A 3,966-nucleotide genomic window follows, 5' to 3' on the forward strand; every position below is an offset into this window, starting at 1 on the left:
CATTGCCCCCATCAGTTCGCGAGCATGAATCACGCAGCCAAGCAGTCCGCAAGACGATTAATGGGTCCTGAGCCTAGCTGATCTGAGTAAGAGTGCTGCCGCGCCTCCGCGTGACCGGTCGAGCATTTTTTGCTTTGCTCGACGTGGCATCAGTGTGCCAGAAGGGGACTTGTGCGTGATACGATGCGACACTGCTTTTATTCGGAATAAAGCTCTTGGCTGCCGACACCTTGGAAACCTCAGTATGCATTCAAGATTTATCAAAGTGGTTGATAGCCTGGAGCCGTCATTCGAGCGATTGATGGCGATGAAGCCGTTGCGCGGGACCCCTCCGTCGCGACAATCTACTCCGAGAAGTGGTATCTATTTGTTCAGCGAGGGAGACCGCCACTTATATGTCGGTCGCTCTAATCGTATTGCTGAACGATATAGACTGCACTGCGGAAAATTCGCAAAACACAACCAAGCCTCATTTGCATGGAAGCTAATGGCGGAGGTCGTCGGACACAAAGCCACCTATCGAAAAGGCGAAGGACGGGCCGACTTAATATTACGCCAAGACTATGCTGACGCCTTTTCAGAAGCGAAGGCACGCATACGAAAAATGGACTACCGCTTTGTCGAGGAGAGTGACCAAATGCGACAAGCTCTGTTAGAGAGCTATGTTTGTATTGTGCTAGACACGCCCTACAATGATTTCAACACTTATTGAGGAAATATGTAGCCTCTTGGGAAAGCCGACGTTGCAGCCGTCCGACACTTTCTACCACTTGAGATGCTATACAGAAGCGCAAGCCCGTTTTGTCTACACCGTTGATCTCAGTTCGTTGGACTTTGCTGCAAGTTTGCATAAACGGCAACGCTGGAGAAGCTGCCCCGCAGCTAGGAGCATTCTAGCGAATGGCCGCTTAGGGCCGGAGGCGACGCGCGCTCGAGGCGGCAAGCTGAACCTCTGCTGCACCGCCGCAGATCGAATTCGGAGTCCATTACTGCCTTAACGGTGACCGTTTAGAATATTTTTCTATTTTCAGACTATCATCGACTGCGGGATCAACTTATCCTCATGCGAGCGGAGCCAAGTCAGAGCACTACAAGAGAAAATTCCGAAATATGAATGAGTTAATCACAATCGCTCTTAGCGCACTTGTTTCGGTCATCGTTGCATATACAACAGCGAAGGCGTCTGGTTACTCAAAAGATGTAGTTGAAGAGCGCAAGGAGTGGCGTGACCGAATACGACAGCTCACGACCGAAGCGGTAAGGTTGATGTTGAGCAAAGAAACTCAATTACCTGATTTTCTCATAATTATTGGAGAGTTCCGGATTCGTCTCAATCCCGATGATAGTGATGACAATGACATCCTTGAAACTCTTAACAGGGCCGTAGAGACACCTGATGACTTCTTGAGAAGAAAGTTCTTGGCCCAAGTTGCCCGGCTCCTTAAACACGACTGGGAACGAGTCAAAGCGGAAAGTCGTCTATTTGGTGTTTTCAACAAGCCAAATGGGAAAGACACAAGAAGGCTTAGGTCATCTGACTACATGGCTCATGATTAAAGAATAGTACCTGAAGGGCAATTTAACCAGTTTTCCCGTCTAATCACCGACGGTTCTGTCACGCCCTGCCGACCTTCAAACTCCAAAATGCTGCACGAAGGACGAACGGCCGCTCAGGGCCGAAGCCCCTCCCGTCACAAACCCGTCACCCTCCTGTCACCTCTCCGTTTCACGACTCGCCTATCCGATGCGCGACTGACCCCGTGCAGCCAACGCAAGAAACGGATAGCCACGATGACCGACAAGACCAAACTCTCCGCCGACGAGTGGGACGAGCTGAACTTCCCGCGCTCTCCTGAGAATGATTTTGACCGTGTGGTCGAGAGCGCCTTGAACCGCCGGGGTTTCCTGCGCGGCGTGCTGGCCTTTGGCTCGGGCGCTATGGTGATGGGCACCGGGATGCTGACCGGGCGCAGCGCGCTGGCCTCGACGACCGCGCGCTTCCCCTTCACCGCGATCGATGCGCAGACCGATGGCGTGGTGCATGTGCCCGCCGGCTACCGCAGCAAGGTCCTGGTCAGCTGGGGCGATGCGCTGTTCTCGGACGCTGCGGATTACGATGTGGCCGAGGGTGGCCCGGTTGCCGGGTCGGACCGCGTGTTCGGTGAGAACACCGACGGGATGGAGACCTTCTCGTTCCGCGGCCACCAGCTGATCGCGATCAACCAGGAATACACCAACAACGACATCAACCTGCCCGCCGCGCAAGAGGGGGTTCCGGCCAATGCCGAGGACGTTCTCAAGCTGCAGCACTTGCAGGGGGTCTCGGTGATGGAGATCGCCGAGGATGAGAACGGCTGGTCGGTTGTCGTGGACAGCCCGTTCAACCGCCGCCTGCACCACAACTCGCCGATGACGCTGACCGGCCCGGCGGCGGGTCATGCGCTGATGCAGACCTCGGCCGATGCCACGGGGATGCAGGCGCTGGGCACGCTGAACAACTGTGGCTCGGGCAAGACGCCGTGGGGCACGTATCTGACCTGCGAAGAGAACTTCAACGGCTACTTCGGGGCGACCGGCGAGATGCCGTCGGACGAGAAGATCGCCGCCGGTTACACCCGCTATGGTGTGAGCGCCGAGGGTTGGGGCTATGACTACCACAAATGGGACGCGCGTTTCGACGTGACGCAAGAGCCGAACGAGCCGCACCGCGCGGGCTGGGTTGTGGAAATCGACCCGACCGATCCGACCTCGACCCCGGTCAAGCACACCGGACTTGGCCGTTTCAAGCATGAGAACGCCGAGGTGGTTCTGGCGCGTGACGGGCGTGTCGTGGTCTATATGGGCGATGATGAGCGCGGCGAGTTCCTGTACAAGTTCGTCTCGAACGGGGTCTATACCCCGGGCGGCTCGACCGAGGGTCTGCTGGATGACGGCACGCTCTACGCGGCCAAATTCAACGATGACATGACCGGCGAATGGCTGGCCCTGACGCCCGAATCGACCGGCATGGAGATGGCCGAGATGCTGATCTTCGCGCGCAGCGCGGGTTCGGCGGTCGGTGCGACGACGATGGACCGGCCCGAGTGGGTCGCGGTCAACCCCTACGCGGTCGAGGCCTATTGCTGCCTGACCAACAACACCCGCCGCGGCACCCGCCCCAATGCGGGCGGCGACGAGACGCCGGTGGGCGGCCCCAACCCGCGTGAGGCCAACCAGTACGGCCAGATCGTGCGCTGGTTCCCCAATGACGACGACCATGCGGCGACCGGCTTTGCCTGGGATCTCTATGTGATGGCGGGCAACCCGGCGGTGCATTCGGACGCTTACGGCGGCTCGGACAACGTGACGGCGGGCAACATGTTCAACTCGCCCGACGGGATGGCGTTTGACTCGACCGGGCTGCTCTGGGTGCAGACCGACGGCGACGACAGCAACGAGGGTGACTTTGCCGGTCAGGGCAACAACCAGATGCTGGCCGGTGATCCGGCGACGGGCGCGATGGCGCGCTTCCTGACCGGGCCGAACGGGTCCGAGGTCACGGGGCTGTGCTGGTCCGAGGATCGCCGCACGATGTTCGTCGGCATCCAGCACCCGGGCGGCAGCTGGCCGACCGGCAATGGTCTGCCGCGCTCGTCGGTGATCGCGGTGACGCGTGAGGATGGTGGTCTGGTGGGCTAACGCCCGTCAAGATCTGTGAACAAAGGTCGGGCTCCCGAAAGGGGGCCCGTTCTTTTTTTGGCGGTGTCCCCTGATGGGACAGGGGTCTGGGGTGATTGGAAACAAGGGGTTGGCGGGTCGCGTTAACCTTTTGGCAAGGGTGTTCCCGGGTTTTGAGGGCTTCCCCTAAGCGTGTCTTCCATGCCACGTTTGCCTTGGGCAGGCAGTGGCGTAGGCTCAGGACCCATTAATCGTCTTGCGGACTGCTTGGCTGCGTGATTCATGCTCGCGAACTGATGGGGGCAATGA

Annotated in this window: 2 protein-coding genes; both read left to right on the forward strand. The window is 58.4% G+C overall.

All coding sequences use genetic code 11. The features are described 5' to 3' along the window. The first annotated feature begins 1,110 nt into the window (after positions 1–1,110). A complete protein-coding gene (locus EAE28_RS23460; RefSeq protein WP_127110883.1) occupies positions 1,111–1,557 on the forward strand; it encodes a hypothetical protein in 447 nt (148 codons plus the stop codon). 234 nt (positions 1,558–1,791) lie between these two features. Further along, on the forward strand, positions 1,792–3,678 hold the full coding sequence (locus EAE28_RS23465; RefSeq protein ID WP_127110885.1) for a PhoX family protein: 1,887 nt from the start codon (positions 1,792–1,794) through the stop codon (positions 3,676–3,678). The last annotated feature ends 288 nt before the right edge of the window (positions 3,679–3,966 follow it).

The organism is Pararhodobacter zhoushanensis, assembly GCF_003990445.1.
In the GTDB taxonomy this organism is placed as follows: domain Bacteria; phylum Pseudomonadota; class Alphaproteobacteria; order Rhodobacterales; family Rhodobacteraceae; genus Pararhodobacter; species Pararhodobacter zhoushanensis.

What these genes read in the sequence shown, in the direction of transcription:
- EAE28_RS23460 (WP_127110883.1), top strand. Translation starts at nt 1,111, where the DNA reads ATGAATGAGTTAATCACAATCGCTCTTAGCGCACTTGTTTCGGTCATC.
- EAE28_RS23465 (WP_127110885.1), top strand. Translation starts at nt 1,792, where the DNA reads ATGACCGACAAGACCAAACTCTCCGCCGACGAGTGGGACGAGCTGAAC.